General features: G+C 33.9%; 10 protein-coding genes. 1 reads left to right on the top strand and 9 read right to left on the bottom strand.

What is annotated here, in order from left to right; all coding sequences use genetic code 11:
- Nucleotides 1-12: 12 nt before the first annotated feature.
- The 9 genes from AC4FRF_RS10825 to AC4FRF_RS10785 all read right to left on the bottom strand — a co-directional run bounded on the left by AC4FRF_RS10825 (nt 13) and on the right by AC4FRF_RS10785 (nt 11,782).
- Nucleotides 13-1,470, bottom strand: a complete 1,458-nt coding sequence (locus AC4FRF_RS10825) for a glycoside hydrolase family 28 protein (RefSeq protein ID WP_491159529.1) — start codon at nt 1,468-1,470, stop codon at nt 13-15.
- Between the two features lie 153 nt (nt 1,471-1,623).
- The gene (locus tag AC4FRF_RS10820; protein ID WP_491159527.1) at nt 1,624-2,994 is read right to left on the bottom strand and encodes a sulfatase-like hydrolase/transferase; all 1,371 of its coding nucleotides are present in this window, start codon (nt 2,992-2,994) and stop codon (nt 1,624-1,626) included.
- A gap of 10 nt (nt 2,995-3,004) precedes the next feature.
- The gene (locus AC4FRF_RS10815) at nt 3,005-4,384 is read right to left on the bottom strand and encodes a glycoside hydrolase family 88/105 protein (RefSeq protein ID WP_491159526.1); all 1,380 of its coding nucleotides are present in this window, start codon (nt 4,382-4,384) and stop codon (nt 3,005-3,007) included.
- A gap of 27 nt (nt 4,385-4,411) precedes the next feature.
- A complete protein-coding gene (locus tag AC4FRF_RS10810) occupies nt 4,412-5,524 on the bottom strand; it encodes a PKD domain-containing protein (protein ID WP_491159525.1) in 1,113 nt (370 codons plus the stop codon).
- Between the two features lie 372 nt (nt 5,525-5,896).
- Nucleotides 5,897-7,222 carry a xylose isomerase gene (gene xylA, locus AC4FRF_RS10805; RefSeq protein WP_491159524.1) on the bottom strand — a complete coding sequence of 442 codons (1,326 nt, stop codon included), beginning with the start codon at nt 7,220-7,222 and terminating at the stop codon, nt 5,897-5,899.
- A 12-nt stretch (nt 7,223-7,234) separates the two neighbouring features.
- A complete protein-coding gene (locus tag AC4FRF_RS10800; protein WP_491159523.1) occupies nt 7,235-8,716 on the bottom strand; it encodes a xylulokinase in 1,482 nt (493 codons plus the stop codon).
- A 3-nt stretch (nt 8,717-8,719) separates the two neighbouring features.
- Nucleotides 8,720-9,718: a GntR family transcriptional regulator gene (locus AC4FRF_RS10795; RefSeq protein WP_491159522.1), complete on the bottom strand. Its 999-nt coding sequence runs from the start codon at nt 9,716-9,718 to the stop codon at nt 8,720-8,722.
- A 138-nt stretch (nt 9,719-9,856) separates the two neighbouring features.
- The gene (gene uxuA, locus AC4FRF_RS10790) at nt 9,857-11,032 is read right to left on the bottom strand and encodes a mannonate dehydratase (RefSeq protein ID WP_491159521.1); all 1,176 of its coding nucleotides are present in this window, start codon (nt 11,030-11,032) and stop codon (nt 9,857-9,859) included.
- 12 nt (nt 11,033-11,044) lie between these two features.
- Nucleotides 11,045-11,782, bottom strand: coding sequence for an SDR family NAD(P)-dependent oxidoreductase (locus AC4FRF_RS10785; RefSeq protein ID WP_491159520.1), 738 nt, complete (start codon nt 11,780-11,782; stop codon nt 11,045-11,047).
- 572 nt (nt 11,783-12,354) lie between these two features.
- On the opposite strand from AC4FRF_RS10785, the gene AC4FRF_RS10780 reads away from it, so the two are divergent.
- A complete protein-coding gene (locus AC4FRF_RS10780; RefSeq protein WP_491159519.1) occupies nt 12,355-14,631 on the top strand; it encodes a fasciclin domain-containing protein in 2,277 nt (758 codons plus the stop codon).

Below are 14,631 nucleotides of genomic sequence, written 5' to 3'. Positions count from 1 at the left end.
GTTATTTTGATATTATTTACTGCTAGATTTTGAAAAATCTACTTGTTTGCTATTTTCTATTTTTATAGTCGAATGATCTAAAGCATTGATCGTAACATCGTCTAAAATCCAATTATTGCTATAGCTAATATTACCAGCAGTTTGGGCAGTTATGTGAACATTTTTTAAGGTTACATTTTCTACAATAGACTCCTCTAATCCTGAAACTGAGATGGCTTTTTTAGCAGCTTTAATGTCAATGTTTTTTAAGTAAATGTTTTTAAAACTAGGAATACCTTTGGATTCAGGTTCAACCTTAGTTAGCATTTTTTTCCAATGTGGGGGAAGGGTTTCTTCTGTATAACCATCAGGCAGTTTAGAGTAACTATAAGCCGGATTCCAGTTCATTGAAATGGTGATAAAAGTACCCACACTTTCCATTTTTATGTTTTCAAGATAGACATCTTCTACCGTTCCGCCACGATTTGTTGCCGATTTGATGTTTAAACCATTTTTAGTTCCATATCCTTGAATATTTGAGGCGTACACGTGACGAATGCTACCTGAAGTTTCACTACCCAAGGTAAGTAAACCTGCTCCCTGACGGGCAATGCAATTGCGTACTACTACATATTCCGTAGGGCGATTGACTCTTAGTCCGTCCCAATCGCGACCTGCTTTTAGACAAAAATTATCATCATTGCAATCAATGTCACAGTTTTGAACTAATATCCATCTTGAAGAATCGATATCTACTCCATCCGTACTTGGGCCATGTCCGCCAATATTGTTTCTTATTTTGACACCGTCAACAGTTATGTATTCTGAATACAATACCTGAACCGTCCAAAAACCGGCTCTTTGGATGTTGAGGTCTTTAAGGAATACGTTTTTAGAATTGGATATTAAGATTGTTCTGGGACGTTTGGCATCATAATCTACAATCCATCGTAAATCTTTGGTTTCGTATTCTTTGCGTAAATTCCAGTAGTAATCCCAATAGATTTTTCCTTGTCCGTCGATGATTCCGTCGCCATCTAGAGTGACGTTTTTTTGGTCTAAAACATTGATTAAAGCTGCTGGCCATTTCATTTCAATACCCGCAACTCGTGTATCAATTTCGAGATAATCGGCTATATTTTCGCTGCCCAAAATAGTCACTCCGCTGGGAACATTAAAATGAACGCCTTCTTTGATAAATAATGATCCCGTTAGGTAATTTCCTGGTTTGAAAGTAAGGGTTCCACCGCCATTTTTACTACATTCATCTATAGCTTTCTGTATGTTTTGTGTAGTAAGTGTTTTGCCATCACTAACAGCTCCATAATCATTTGCATAGTATATTTTACTTTTAAAAGTATTTTCTTTAGCTCCCACTTTGTTAATCCAATCTGGTTCAAAATTGGTAGAACCCTTGCTAACTTGAGCAGTTTCTTTGCATGAAAAAAGCAAAAAAAGAAACGAACTTAAAAGGATAGATATTTTTTTCATTACAATTGATTTTAACTTCGAAAATCCCTTTTTTAAATGAAAAAGCTATCCTGTACTTGCCTGATTTTAATTTTAAATAGTATGAATAGATAAAAATGAGATAGTTTTGGATAATTTAGTTTTGATTTTCGAATCGTTTAACGCTGGTTTGTTTTATTCGATGCCTAAATTTACTTCTTTAGCATCTTTGTTAAATTGAACTTCTAAATCTTGTTTTAGTTTATGGGCTACATTTGGATGACTTTGTAACAGATTTTCTTTTTCTTCAGCATCTTTTTCGATGTTGAAAAGTTCAAAAACCGTTGGGCTATTTTTATGTCTGGTACGTATTAATTTCCAAGGTTTTTCAATAATACTTTCTTGCAAATGTCCTCGAATATAAATGGCTTGATTGGGTATAGAATCATTGTTTTTAATGGCATTCCAAATGTTTTTTCCTTCTACAGTTGCCGGAATTGATTTGGCTCCAGCCAATGATAAAATGGTAGGCATTAAGTCAGTTACCGAATAGTAATTATTATTTAAAGAATGGCCTATTTTGTTTTTCCAATAAACGATAGCAGGGACTCTTACGGCACCTTCATAGTTTGTAGTTTTCCAATCGCGCAAAGGATAATTACTCCCTAATACGTCATTTGGTCCGTGTTTTCCTTTGTATTGGTTGGTTGGAAACCAATTTTTCATTGCGCCGTTATCGCTCATGAAAATGATAATAGTATTGTTATCTAAATGCTGTTTTTTTAAGGCTTTTAATATTTGCCCAATGCTATAATCTAAATGCGACATTGCAGCTGCAAAATCTCTACGAGAGTTGTTTTTGATGGTTTTTAAATAAGGTTTTTTCCATTTGTCTTCTTCTTGTAGAGGAAAATGAGGAGCGCTATAACTCAATTGAATATAAAAGTTTTTAGAAGGATCTCTTTTGGTTTTAAGCCAAGTAATGGCTTCGTTTTCTACTAAATCAGTTACGTGTCCTTTTTCGGTGATGAATACACCATTTCGGTGCCAACTAGGATCACCATTTTTGTATTCATGACTGTATTGGTCTATTTGTCCGTGCAAAAAACCATAGGAATAATCAAATCCATAGGCTTTAGGGCCACTACTTGGCTTTAATCCCAAATGCCATTTTCCAAACAAAGCGGTTTGATAATTTTGTTGGTGTAAAGCTTGTGGTAATGTGGTAACATCATCGGGAAGAGCCAATTCACTTTTGTCACTTATAGGAGCTACAATCCCCATACGGCTAGAAGGTCTTCCTGTAAAAAAACTTGCTCTCGAAGGAGAACATGTAGGAGCGGCATACAAACGATTTAGCTGAGCTCCATTTTTGGCTAACCAATCGATATTAGGTGTGTGAATCTCAGAACCATTGTAGCTTACATCATCCCAACCCGCATCATCAGCAACAATAATCACAAAGTTAGGTGTAGTAGGAGGATTGGTTTTCTTTTCTATTGGTTGTCCAAAAGATAAAAAACATGTTGAAAATGCTACTACGCTGTTGATGAAAATACTGTTCATGAGTGTTTTTTTATTTACTTGGTTTTAGTTGTAACGAGCTATCGTTTATTTCAAATTCATTGTTTTTAAGCATTAAAATAATTTCAGAACCCGCTAAAATTACTGGTCCATAACCATGTGCGGCAAATGTATTTATAGGACGGTAGTAATAAAATGCAGGGTCAAATCCCATACCTGTTCCTACACAGGTTCCTTCTACTTGTCCTTTGTCATTTACCTTAGTAGATACAGCATTCCAAGCCAATAAAGCAGTAGGTGCATATGCGGCTTTGTCAATATAACCACGGTTGATTGCTCTTGCTATAGAGTAGGTATAAATAGCTGTTGCTGAGGTTTCTAAATAAGTATCGTTACGGTCTATTAATTGATGCCAAAAACCGGTTCCGTCTTGATAAGAAACCAAGCCTTTGATATGTGCTCTTAATTGGTTTAAAACAGTATTATAACCAGGATGCTCTTTAGGTAGTGTTTCTAATAATTCAACTAAAGTCATCACTGCCCAACCGTTGGCGCGAGCCCAATGAAATTGAGGGTGTTCTTCCATTGATTGTACCCAGCCGTGCATGTACAAGCCTTTTTGGCTGTTAAACATACGTTCCGAAAATTGTTTTACTTGTTTAACAGCATCATCATAGTATTTTACGTCTCCAGTTAATTTTCCCATTTGGGCTAATGCTGGAACCCCCATAAACATATCGTCTAGCCATAAAGTATTGGGTTGCGGTCTATTTCTAGCTAAAGTTCCATCAGTAAGACGAAATTCTTGGTTGCTGATATAGTCCATAAAATGGTCGATTAAAGGTCTTAAATTGGCTTTTAATCCCGCTCTTTGCGCTTTAATCATTGCAGCAGTAACGGCACCTCCGTCATCTAAAGCATGAGGCATTAAAAAGCCATGTATTGGTGAAGGAAATTTATTGTTTTTTTGCAGCTCTTTTTTGTAATAAGGAGCAATATCAGCAATTAGTTTTAATCTTTTGTTAGTATAATCGGCATATTTTGGATCACCAGTTGCCTCGGTTGCAAGAAGCATTCCGGCATAAGTTACTCCCCATTCATAGCTAGTTAGTCTAAAAGCTCCAGGAGAAAAGATGGTGTTTTCGTCTAGATTTTTGAGATCTGTAATTTCTTGTTTTGTTTTGCTGTTTATTAAGCTTGCAGGAGTTGTTTTTTCAAGAAAAGTATATACTTTATCTATTGTTGCTTTGATTTCTTGGGTTGATTTTGGCCCATAAGGAGTTGGGTAATCGGGTTGCAAAAGATGCAAAGGTGTGGTTGCGTCATTTACGGGTTGTTGCGCAATTGCATTGTATGGAATGGCCATTAATGTAGCAGCAACTCCTATTTTTTTTATTGTTTTAAATCCTGTTGTTAATTGGTTTGTTTTCATCTTGGTTGGTTTTTGGTGATTAGTTTTTTATTTTACCGCTACATCCCAAACTTTAGATAGTTTAGATTCGCCTTTAGGTCCGCGAATTTTTAAAATTACAACATATTTTCCAGCTTCTTTATACTGGTGAATTGGATTTTGAGTGGTAGCAGTAGTTCCGTCTCCAAAATCCCAAATCCAAGTATCAATATCGCCAATCGATTCATCAAAGAAGGCCACTTCTCTTAAGTTCATATTTAGTATTTTATGAGACCATTTAGCCTCGATTTCTTTCATAAATTGAGGTTCTAAAGGCATCAGTTTAAAAGGTAGCGCAAAAGAGGCATTTCCATACATGGTGTGTTCTTTTGAAAGATTCCAAAATCCATTGTTTTCCGTTTTATTAACATCGTCATAATCAATTATTGCCCAGCAAAGACCAACGTTTTTGTTTTCTGTTAAGATAGATTCTACTGCTCTTGATGGTTCATTTCCAGCATAATCAAAAGGAGTAATCCAAAATTCCAATGTTAGTTTTCCACCTTGTCCAGGTTTGAAATCATAATGATAAGATGAATTGGCATAAGGTAAGTCTTTAATCCAAGGTTGGCTTCCCCAAACCATAGTCCAATCTTTTTCTAGGGCAGGAGTAAAAATATGATAGTTTTGTGCATGAACACCATGGTATGAAAAGTAGGCGTCCATTGTATTGGTTAGGCTTGGATTAGGATGAAAACGATCAATAAATGGCCCTCCAGATTGGTCGGCATCTACAATCAATTCAAAGGTGTCGTTGTGTAATCCAGGTAGAGAAAAATCCCAATAATCATCATAGGCTTCATAAAGAAAATACAAACGATTGAGTCCTTTTACCCAGCCTACTTTTACGCTAACATCTAGGTTTTTTGGGTCGGCTTTGTGTTGTTTTCCGCTGTCATCCCATAATTGATCCATTCCTACGATATAATTTTTAGGAACGATTTTCCAATCTTCGCTATTTCCGTCAATGGTTGGAATTTTATTGGCTGGAAATTGAAAAACCTGAAAACTTCTATTGTCCTGAGATTTAGCTTGTCCGCTAATCAATAAGATTACAATTAATAATAAACGTAGTTTTTGATTTGTTTTACAAAAAAAAGCTGTCTTATAGGTTGCAATCATTTGAGTTGATTAAGTTGTTTTTTATAAAAATAGCTTTGTTTTGACTATATTTTTTTATGTTTAAAAGCCCCAACAAATGTTAGGGCTTAAAACTAAAAACTCACTCTAAAACTAAACTAAAAACTAAATTGTTATTATCCTAAATGGATTGATTTTTTCTTTTTTTATAATATTCAATACATTAAATCGAATTAATTTTAGATAGTATTGATACATCAATATTAAACTTTTAATTCTATATTAGAATCCTGTACTGTCCTGTTCTTTAAAAAAAACAATAAGATAAACGTAAAAAAAAACAGCCAACAGTATAAAAATGTACTGTTGGCTGTTGTGGAAAATCAACTTATTATATTGAAAATAAGTTGTTTTTTAGATATACTGATTGATAATGTTTTCAAAAAGCTCTTGTTTTCCGCTTTTTAAATCCAATTCTCCGTTTTCTAAAGCAATTTTATATAGGTCGTTCAAGTCTAATTTTCCGTTTTCAAAATCTTTCCCTTTTCCAGAATCAAAAGAACTGTATCTTTCTGTTCTTAATTTGTCATAAGGAGAAGAAGTAATGATTTTATCAGCAGTCAATAAGGCTCTAGCAAAAGTATCTGCCCCACCAATGTGAGCTAAGAATACATCTTCCATATCCGTTGAGTTTCTTCTGATTTTTGCATCAAAATTAACTCCACCACCTTGTAACCCACCTGCTTTTAAGAAAACTAACATCGCTTCGGTAGTTTCTTGAATGTTGTTAGGGAATTGGTCTGTATCCCATCCGTTTTGGTAATCACCACGGTTTGCATCTAAACTTCCAAGCATTCCAGCGTTAGCAGCTACTTCAATTTCATGTTGGAACGTGTGTTGTGCTAATGTTGCATGGTTTACTTCGATATTGATTTTGAAATCTTTCTCTAAACCGTATTTGTGTAAGAAACCAATAGCAGTAGCCGAATCAAAATCATATTGATGTTTCATCGGTTCCATTGGCTTTGGCTCAATAAAGAAGTTTCCTTTAAAACCTTGCGCACGAGCATAATCTCTAGCTTTTACTAAAAATTGTCCCATGTGGTCTAATTCACGTCCCATATCTGTGTTCAGTAAAGACATATAACCTTCACGTCCTCCCCAGAATACATAGTTTTCTCCACCTAAAGCAATCGTAGCATCTAAAGCTAATTTTACTTGTCCACCAGCTCTAGCCAATACATTAAAATCAGGATTGGTAGCAGCTCCATTCATGTAACGTGGATTTGAAAAACAGTTGGCTGTTCCCCAAAGTAATTTGATACCTGATTCGGCTTTCTTTTGTTTTAAATATTCAGTGATAGTAGCTAATCTACTTTCTGATTCAGCTAAAGTTGCTCCTTCTTGAATCAAGTCATAATCGTGGAAACAGAAATAATCAAATCCCATTTTGCTGATGAATTCAAAAGCAGCATCTGCTTTGTCTTTAGCTGCTTGGATTGGATCGTTAGATTGATCCCAAGCAAAATTTTGTGTTCCAGGACCAAACGGGTCAGAACCTTGTCCGCAGAAAGTATGCCAATACGCTATTGCAAATTTAAAATGCTCACGCATGGTTTTTCCAGCTACAACCTGATCCGGATTGTAATATTTGAAAGCTAACGGATTGTCAGATTCTTTTCCTTCAAATTTAATTTCGCTAATGCCTTTAAAGTATTCTTTGTTACCTATAATTGCCATTTTGTTTTTAATTTACTTGTTTATAATGAGTTCTAGTTCTTTTTTCCAATTTTGATATGCTTCTAAATAAGGTTTGCTGTTTTTTAGAGGCATATACGTCATTACGTGATCGTTTTTGATAATATTGTCACCAAAAGTTTCGTAGTCGCCATCAATCAAGCCAACAGCTCTTGCGGCACCAACAGCTCCTGTGGTGTTGTAAATTTCTATTTCGTGACCAATTAATGTGGCTACGGTATTCGAAAAGATTTCTGAGCGGAACAAATTGTCGTTTCCAGCACGAATCACATTAATTTGAGCATTATCAGCTTTCATGATTTCCATTCCGTACACAAAAGCAAAAGCAATACCTTCTAGAGTGGCGCGGTACAAATGTCCGTGACCGTGTTTGTTTAGGTTTAAATTCAAGAAATGACTTCCAATGTTTTTATTGTTTAACATTCTCTCAGCTCCATTTCCAAAAGGAATTACCACTACACCATCTGAACCTACCGCAATTTCTTCGGCTTTTACGTTCATATTTTCGTAAGAATCCATTCCGCAATGATTGCGCAACCAGCGGTATTGAATTCCAGCGCCATTAATACACAATAATTTCCCTACTGTTGGTTTTTCATTGCTGTAATTAACGTGTACGAAGCTATTAATTCGGGAGGTTTCTTTTGATTTTAATTGATCGGTAACTGCATAAATTACACCTGATGTTCCACCGGTTGCAGCAACTTCACCTGGTTTTAAAATGTTTAGTGATAAGGCGTTATTGGGTTGGTCACCAGCGCGATAAACAACTGGAATTCCAACAGGAAGCCCTGATGCTGCAGCTCCTTTTTCGTTTAAGTAACTTTGATGGGTAAAATTATCTACAATTGTTGGAGTTAATGATGGGTCGATTCCATAGTATTTTAACAACCATTCGGCAACCTCATTTTCTTTGTAGTCCCAAAGCATACCTTCAGAAAGACCGTTTTTTGTGGTGTTAATTTCTCCTGTTAATTTAAAGGCTATAAAGTCACCAGGCAACATGTATTTGTATACTTGTTCGTATATTTCAGGTTCGTTTTCTTTTACCCAAGTCAGTTTAGAAGCGGTAAAATTTCCTGGTGAATTCAGTAGGTGAGTAGCGCATTGGTCTTCGCCTAAATCTTCAAAGGCTTTATCCCCAATTTCTACAGCACGACTGTCGCACCAAATAATAGAATTTCTTAGTGATTTTCCGTCTTTGTCTACTACCACTAATCCGTGCATTTGGTATGAAATTCCCACACCTGCAATTTTAGAAGCATCGATGTTAGCTTCTTGTATGGCTCTTTTGGTAGCGATACAGCTGTATTCCCACCACATTTCTGGATCCTGTTCCGCCCAGTCTTTATGATAGGCTGTAATAGTCATTTCGTTTGCAGGTTCATGCAAACTGATAATTTTTTTTCCAGTTGCAGCTTCAACAATGGCAACTTTTACAGAGGAACTTCCTATGTCGTATCCGATATAATACATAATTTATAATGATTCTCTTATGGTTAATTTTGTAGGTATATAATATTGCATGGGTTCTTCGTTGGTGATAAACTCAGCTGCTTTGATTCCTAATTCTTCAAAATCAGTAGTTACAACTGAAATTCCTTTGTAAATGAATTTTTTCATAGGAGTTTCGTTGTAAGACAAGAAACCAACGTCTTTTCCGGGTTCTAGGTTTTTTTGTCGGCATTGTTCGAGAAACATTCCTAGAATTCGATCGCTAACACTAATATATGCTTTGTTTTCCTGAATGATAAATTCATTTGGATTGGTAATAACTTTGTGTTTGAAATTCAAATCGGTACAAAACTTTTTAAAATAAGTCACTGTTTCTTTTGGGTGAAAAGTAAATTTTGGATAGACAAATACAATTTCGTTGTATTTTCTAAACAAGGCTTCACCATCTTTTAATGCGCTATAAAAAGCCTTTCCGAAATCTTGAAATACATAATTGCTTTTCGTTTTTGAATGAATATTCCAGTCAATTAGCAAGAGTTTTTCATTTGGAATTACCGATAGAGTAGGGCTGATTTCTTTGTTGTCAAAATTCATTACCACATATTTGATATACTTTCCAATGCTATTATTAATAATGGTTTTGAAATTATCAATGTTGTAATGATGAAATTGAACATCAACAATGATATTGTCGGTTAAGTTGTTGATAAATGAATGGTAAAGTACTTCTTTGTACGCCTTGAAAGTATCCAGTACTAACAGTACTTTTCTAGTTTCTCCAGCTATAAAATAACCTTTGTTAGGTACAGAATCGATTATTTTTTGTTCTTTTAAAATAGAGTAAGCTTTAAAAACGGTGTCCCTAGAGAGCTGGTTTTTTTTGCAAATGCTATTCACCGAAGGCAGTTGATCTCCTTTAGCTAAGATGTTTTCCGAAATAGCATTTTGTATGGTGTTAACCATTTGCTGGTATTTTGGAATATCGCTTTCGTGATTGATTTGAAATGTAAAATTATCTCCCATTTTAACGTACTGTTCTGTTCCGGTATGCAAATATAGATTTAATTTTTATATAAAAAATAATTTTGGGTTTTTTGTATAAAAAAAACTCTCATCTGCTTGGTTGTCAAATGAGAGTTTTTAAATGAAAGATAAAGCGAATTAGTTTTGTTCTAGTTTGTATTTTAGTCCAATTTCTAAGCCTCTTAATTCGGCTAGGCCTTTCATTCTGCCGATTAAGGAATAGCCGGGATATTGTTCTTTGCCTTCTTCTAAGGTGTGAAGAAAACCATGATCTGGACGCATTGGTAAACTTATTTTTCTTTCATTCATTAGAAGAATTAGTTTTTCCATAACGGCTTCCATTGGGTTATCGCCATTAAGATGTTCCGATTCTCTAAAAATATTTTCGTCACTACGAATTACGTTTCGAAGATGTAAAAAATGAATTCGATCACCAAAATCTTCAATTATTTGTACTAATTTATTGTTCGGATCGGCGCCAAGTGAACCTGTGCAATAACATAATCCATTTGCATTAACGGGTACTGCTTCTGTTATTTTTTTTATATCATCGGCTGTGCAAACTACTCGTGGTAGTCCCATTACTGGAAATGGAGGGTCGTCAGGATGTATGGCTAATTTTAAACCTAATTCTTCTGCAACTGGAGCGACTTCAGAAAGGAAATAAATTAGATTTTCTCTTAATTTGTTGTCGTCAATATCTTTGTAATTGCCTAATAAGGATAAAATTTGTTCAGCAGTAAAATTGATTTTGCTTCCCGGTAATCCTAAAAGGACATTTTTAAACAAAAGCTCTTTTTCTTCTGTTGAAAGATTTGCGCCAAAAGCAAGTGCTTGTTGTTTTTGTTCAGCAGTGTATTCGTTTTCAGCATTTGGTCTTTTTAATAAATGAATGTCAAAATAGACAAATGCAATGTGGTTATATAATAATGCTTTTGTACCATCTGGATTCTCGAAATTATGATTGGTACGAACCCAGTCTAAAATTGGCATAAAGTTATAAGTAATCACTTTGATACCACATTGTGCAATGTTTCTTAGACTCGTTTTGTAATTTTCGATGTATAATTTAAAATCCCCGCAGGCTCTTTTGATTTCTTCGTGAACAGGTAAGCTTTCAATTACGGTCCATTCCATTCCTGCTTCCTGAATAAGTTTTTGTCTTTCCTGTATGGCTTCAACTGTCCAGATTTCTCCAACAGGGATTTGGTGTAAAGCCGTTACAATTCCTGTAACACCACATTGGCGGATGTCTTGTAATGCGATAGCGTCAGTAGGTCCAAACCAGCGCATTGTTTGTTGCATTTGTATCATAAATGATGAGTTTTAAAATCCGATACTGTTTCCTCCATCCACCGGAAGTACAGTTCCTGTTACATACTTAGATTCTGATGTGGCATAAAAGTAAGCAGCATCTGCAATATCATCTGGTTCTCCTAAGAATCCCATTGGAGTTCTTCCTAAAACTTTATTTTTTCTTTCTGGATCATTATCTAATGCTTTTGCTGACATTTTAGTTTTTATAAATCCTGGAGCGATACAATTGACACGGATTCCAAATTGTGCTAACTCAACCGCCATAGCTCGAGTCATGGATTCAATAGCTCCTTTACTAGCAGAATAAGCAATTACTTTTGGAATTCCATATTGAGACGCCATTGAGCTAATGTTTACAATACTTCCGTTTTTGTTTTCTTTCATGTTTTTAACAACTTCGCGGCTTACGGTAAAAACACTTAAGAGATTTGTGTGTATAACTGAAAGGAAATCTTCATCGGTTACATCGGTAAATTCTTTTTTCAGATTTATTCCTGCGTTGTTTACTAAGATGTCAATTGGAGCTTCTTTAGTAAGTTCTGCAATCATAGCAGGAATTCCGTCTAAATTGTTAAGGTCAAAAATTATAGGAATGGCGTTTGTGCCAATTTCGGCACAAGCTTCTTCGGTTTTTTCTTTCGAGCGCCCTATTATATAAGTCTTAATTCCGTTATCGCATAATTTTTTTGCCGTAGCAAAACCTAATCCTGAATTTCCTCCAGTAACAATAGCTGTTTTAGTATTCATAATAATTTATGTTTTTATAAAGTCAAAAGTAATTTATTTTTTAAATATTGATTAGTTAAATATGTGTATTGTTTTTTTTGTAATTATCAAGGGAAATTGATAAAAATATTTTCTTATAAATATGTATAGCTTTTAGTAGAAAAGTTCTCGAGCTCTATTTTAATAAAAATTTTTTTTTATGTTTTTTTGTTGTGAAAATCTTAATAAAATTTTTGGTTTTGTTGCTTTCTTAAAATTAAGACTTCTTATTGTCTTCAATAATCTTTTGTATAGTTGTTAATTCAAAAATATATGTTAAATTAATATACATATATTTTTTCTTTTTGATAGACTTCAGTGAATTGGGTGTGGTTTCAATAAATTCAATAGCTTTCGATTGTTAAAAAATTTTCAAAATGATTATGATATGTTTATAAAATCCTACTTTTTTTTAATATATATATAAAAAAAACAGGATACAGCAGGATGGATGTATTAAGTTGAACGCATAAATTTGAAAAGTTAAAAAATAACAAAAAAGAGTTAAAAAAAACACAAATAATTTATTCACCACTTTATAAGCTAACCAAATAATGAAGAGAAAATTTAACTATTATTTATTAATTCTACCTCTTCTGGCTTTCTTTGCCAGTTGTAGTCGAGACGTATTTGACGAATACTACGGACGTCCAGATTATCTTGAAGATCCAATCTATCAACAATTAGATGCTAGAGGGAATTTTAAAAATTTCACAGCCTTAATTGAAAAAGCAGGTTACAAAGATATTTTGAGTAAATCAGGATACTGGACCTTATTTGCGCCTAATGATGCTGCTTTTACAAAATACTTTCAAGAAAACGGAATTTCTGATGTAAGTAAGATTGATGAAACTACTGCAGGTAAAATAGTAAAACATGCATTGGTTTATAATGCCTTTAGAGAAGATCAACTTTCAGATTTTCAAGGTTCAAAAGGATGGGAAATTGATAATTCTTTTAGAAGAAGAACGGCTTACTATGACGGGTTTTTGAACAAAACAATTAATGGTCAGCCCATGGTAATTGCTAGTTCAAATCGAAATGGAGCAAACAATTATGTTTCAGGTGATAATAATAATAAGTACATTACTTATTTTACTGAAGAATATTTTTTAGCAAAAGGATTAACAGCAACTGATTTTAATTATTTTTATCCAAGTGATACTTATTCTGGTTTTAATGTGTTCAGTTCAAAAGTAACAGAATCTAATATTATTGCTGAAAACGGTATTATACATGAAGTAGATAAGGTTAATCTGCCATTGCTAAACTTAGATCAATATTTAGAAGCAGATGCAACAAGTGATAACAGTAAATTCAGTGTTTTTCGTAATATTTTAGAGAAGTATTTGGTAAGTTATGTGTTTAATCAAAATGCAACAAATACATATAGAAATTATTCAGGAAAAACAGATGATGTTTTTGTGAAGACTTATGATTCGGGATTGTTATTTGCTCCTAATAATGAAAATTATTTAAAAGAAAGTGATAACGATGGTCAATCGGATGCTTATACATTATTGGTTCCTGAAAATACAAAATTACAGGAATTTGTAGATGGTGTTTTGTTAAAACATTACACCTCTTTGGATAAACTTCCAAAGTATGTGTTTCAAGATTTTGTGAATGCACACATGGTTCAAAATGCAGTTTGGCCAACAAAGGCTTCCTCTTTTGATAATGGTATTGGAGAAGATTTAAGATTTGATTTTAATACTGATATTGTTGACAAAAAAATATTAAGTAATGGTTTTTTTTACGGGACAAATAAAGTTCAAAAATCTAATTTATTTTACAGTGTTTATACTTCGGCCTATTTAGACCCATCATTTTCTCTAGCCACTTTGTTGTATAAAGATGGTTCTGGTATAAAAGAAATGATTAGTAATGTTAATAATAAATTTGTAATCTTTTTACCATCTGATAGTTTGCTCCAACAAATGGGATTCCGTTATGATGCAAATTATTCCCAATGGGTTTATACTGATCCTATAACAAATGTGAGCATAAGTGGTGGTGGTGCTAGAAGTGCTTTATATCGTATACTTTACAACAGTGTTATTTATACTCCAAATGGAGAATTAGATAATATAGCAACCTCTTCAGGGATAATTCGTTCAGGAGATTATGATCTTCCAGGAGAATACATTAAATGGGATAATAACAAATTGTATGCAGCTGGTAACGAATATTATGGTAACGTTGTAAATATTATTGGTAAAGACGTACAAGCAAATGGAGTTGCTTATTATGTAGATAATTTACTATTATATTCTCCAGAGCCACAAGGTAAAAGACTAGAACGTTTAGCAACTGCTCCAGGATCTGAATTTTTAATGTTTTTTAATTATCTAAAAAATTCAACAATTTATAATTCTGCTACAGGAGCAATTCAGGGTGTTAGTTTAGGTACTTCATATACTTTTATAGTTCCTAACAATGCAGCAATGACTAAGGCTATTACTGATGGTCTTTTGCCTAGTTCTAATAATCCTGGTTTACAAGGAGATAAAGACAAGGTGTCGGATTTTATTAGCTACCATATTTTAGTAAACAAAACAGTTTCTAATGATGGTCTTACTACTGGTCAGTTTGAAACTTTATTAAAAGATGATTTAGGTGATAAAACATATGTAACCGTATCAAGTACTGCTGGGACTTCAACTACACCAGGAACTTTGTCTTTTAAAGATGAAACAACTGAAGGTAGTGAAGGAGGTCTTAATCCTAAAGCAAATATTATTTTACCAAACAGTAATAACTTGGCAGATAGGTCTTTGATACATTTAGTAGATAACTATCTTGAATTCCCTAAAAAACCACAGCAATAA

The organism is Flavobacterium sp. ST-158 (assembly GCF_058309975.1).
This window is presented reverse-complemented; position numbering and strand designations above follow the sequence as displayed.

Excerpts from the sequence above, each read along its gene's own strand:
- AC4FRF_RS10815 (WP_491159526.1), bottom strand. The coding sequence starts at position 4,384 with ATGAAAACAAACCAATTAACAACAGGATTTAAAACAATAAAAAAAATA.
- AC4FRF_RS10800 (WP_491159523.1), bottom strand. The coding sequence starts at position 8,716 with ATGTATTATATCGGATACGACATAGGAAGTTCCTCTGTAAAAGTTGCC.
- uxuA (WP_491159521.1), bottom strand. The coding sequence starts at position 11,032 with ATGATACAAATGCAACAAACAATGCGCTGGTTTGGACCTACTGACGCT.
- AC4FRF_RS10780 (WP_491159519.1), top strand. The coding sequence starts at position 12,355 with ATGAAGAGAAAATTTAACTATTATTTATTAATTCTACCTCTTCTGGCT.
- AC4FRF_RS10810 (WP_491159525.1), bottom strand. The coding sequence starts at position 5,524 with ATGATTGCAACCTATAAGACAGCTTTTTTTTGTAAAACAAATCAAAAA.
- xylA (WP_491159524.1), bottom strand. The coding sequence starts at position 7,222 with ATGGCAATTATAGGTAACAAAGAATACTTTAAAGGCATTAGCGAAATT.
- AC4FRF_RS10820 (WP_491159527.1), bottom strand. The coding sequence starts at position 2,994 with ATGAACAGTATTTTCATCAACAGCGTAGTAGCATTTTCAACATGTTTT.
- AC4FRF_RS10825 (WP_491159529.1), bottom strand. The coding sequence starts at position 1,470 with ATGAAAAAAATATCTATCCTTTTAAGTTCGTTTCTTTTTTTGCTTTTT.
- AC4FRF_RS10795 (WP_491159522.1), bottom strand. The coding sequence starts at position 9,718 with ATGGGAGATAATTTTACATTTCAAATCAATCACGAAAGCGATATTCCA.
- AC4FRF_RS10785 (WP_491159520.1), bottom strand. The coding sequence starts at position 11,782 with ATGAATACTAAAACAGCTATTGTTACTGGAGGAAATTCAGGATTAGGT.